Consider the following 1830-nt stretch of genomic DNA (forward strand, 5'->3'; position numbering starts at 1 on the left):
GCCCTGTATGTCATGGTGATCGTCTTCGTCAAGAAGCGCTTGCCGTGACAATCCATGAAATGAATATCATGGAAGCAACCCGCCTTTCCGTTAAGAAGGCGCACGCTTTCTTCAATGACCTCTCCTTAAGTGACCAAGAGATCATGATATCCAATCAGGTGCTGAAGGAGATCAGGAGCAGGCTTTCATTCCTACGAAATGTTGGGCTTGACTACCTGACGCTTGACAGGAGCAGTGCCACCCTCAGTGGAGGAGAAGCACAACGTATCCGTCTTGCAACCCAAATCGGCTCTGCGCTCAGTGGTGTACTGTATGTACTGGACGAGCCGTCCATTGGATTGCATCAAAGGGATAATCAGAAGCTTATCGATACACTCAAGCATTTGCGTGATATTGGTAATACTGTACTGGTAGTTGAGCATGATGAGGCTACCATCAGGGAAGCTGACTACCTGGTAGACCTTGGACCTGGAGCAGGGGTCCATGGCGGGTATATCATAGCTGAGGGAAGACCCGAGGAAGTTGAACTTAATCCTGAAAGCATCACAGGACAGTATCTTGCGGGAACCTTATCCATGGCCATCCCATCCAAGAGACGAAAAGGTTCCGGGAAAGTGATCAGCTTGAAAGGTGCCAATAAAAACAATCTCAAATCAGTGGATGTTGATTTCCCTCTTGGAAAACTTATAGTACTCACCGGCGTTTCAGGAAGCGGAAAGAGCTCCCTGTTGAATGAGGTCCTGCTTCCTGCAGTGAAACGCCAGATGGCGAACAAGAAAGCGAATTATGACGGTTTCAGTGATATCAGTGGTGCTGGACATATCGATAAGGTGATCAACATCGACCAAAGCCCCATCGGACGTACTCCCCGCAGCAATCCTGCTACGTATGTTGGGGTCTTTACCGCTATCAGAGAACTGTTCGCCTCCTTGCCGGAGAGCAAGGCTAAAGGGTACAAGAGTGGTCGCTTCAGTTTCAACGTGGCAGGGGGAAGATGTGAGAACTGCCACGGTGATGGGAACCTGAAGATAGAGATGAACTTTCTGCCTGATGTCTATGTAACCTGTGATGTATGTCATGGCAAACGATTCAACAAAGAGACACTGGCAGTCCATTACAAAGGCAAGAACATCCATGACGTCCTGGAAATGACCATTGAAGAGGCAAGCGAGTTCTTTAGCGCAATTCCCAGAATCAAACGAAAGATAGACACACTTCAGTCAGTTGGCCTTGAGTATGTAAAGCTTGGGCAGAGTGCCCTTACCCTCAGCGGAGGTGAGGCACAACGTGTAAAACTCAGCCTTGAACTCTCGAAAGTGGGGACAGGCAAGACGTTATACGTACTGGATGAGCCAACCACTGGGCTGCACTTTGCAGATGTCAAGAAGTTGATGGAAGTATTGAATAGATTGGTAGATGCAGGAAATACGGTAGTACTCATTGAGCACAATCTTGATGTCATCATGCAAGCAGACCACCTCATTGATCTTGGTCCGGAAGGAGGGGATGGTGGTGGAATGGTTGTAGCAACAGGAACTCCTGAGCAACTTGCACTATGCAAGGAATCCCACACAGGGTATTATTTAGCTCAGATGTTGCATGAAAAAGGTTGAGAAACACGGATTACCAATACTGATGATTCTGGCTCTACTTATTTTGGGGAGCCAGTTTCTCTATGCCCAAGACACTTCCTTGTTGCTTGCCTTGCGTATCGAACGTGCCAGTGACGAAGAGCTCATCGAGATGGCTGAGCTTAGGGGTATTGGGGCAAATGACCCTGCTGCTATCCGTGAGGCACTGTACGAATATCATTCGATTGAGCATAGCCGC

At 48.3% G+C, this 1830-nt stretch carries 2 protein-coding genes; both read left to right on the forward strand.

Annotated elements, in window-relative coordinates; genetic code table 11:
- A partial coding sequence (uvrA, locus tag JF818_RS03405) for an excinuclease ABC subunit UvrA (RefSeq protein WP_198890580.1) occupies window positions 1-1613 on the forward strand: 1613 nt, incomplete at its 5' end.
- 22 nt (window positions 1614-1635) lie between these two features.
- The coding region (locus JF818_RS03410) for a hypothetical protein (protein ID WP_198890581.1) at window positions 1636-1830 on the forward strand (195 nt) is incomplete at its 3' end.

This window comes from Sphaerochaeta sp. S2 (assembly GCF_016406725.1).
GTDB lineage: Bacteria > Spirochaetota > Spirochaetia > Sphaerochaetales > Sphaerochaetaceae > Sphaerochaeta.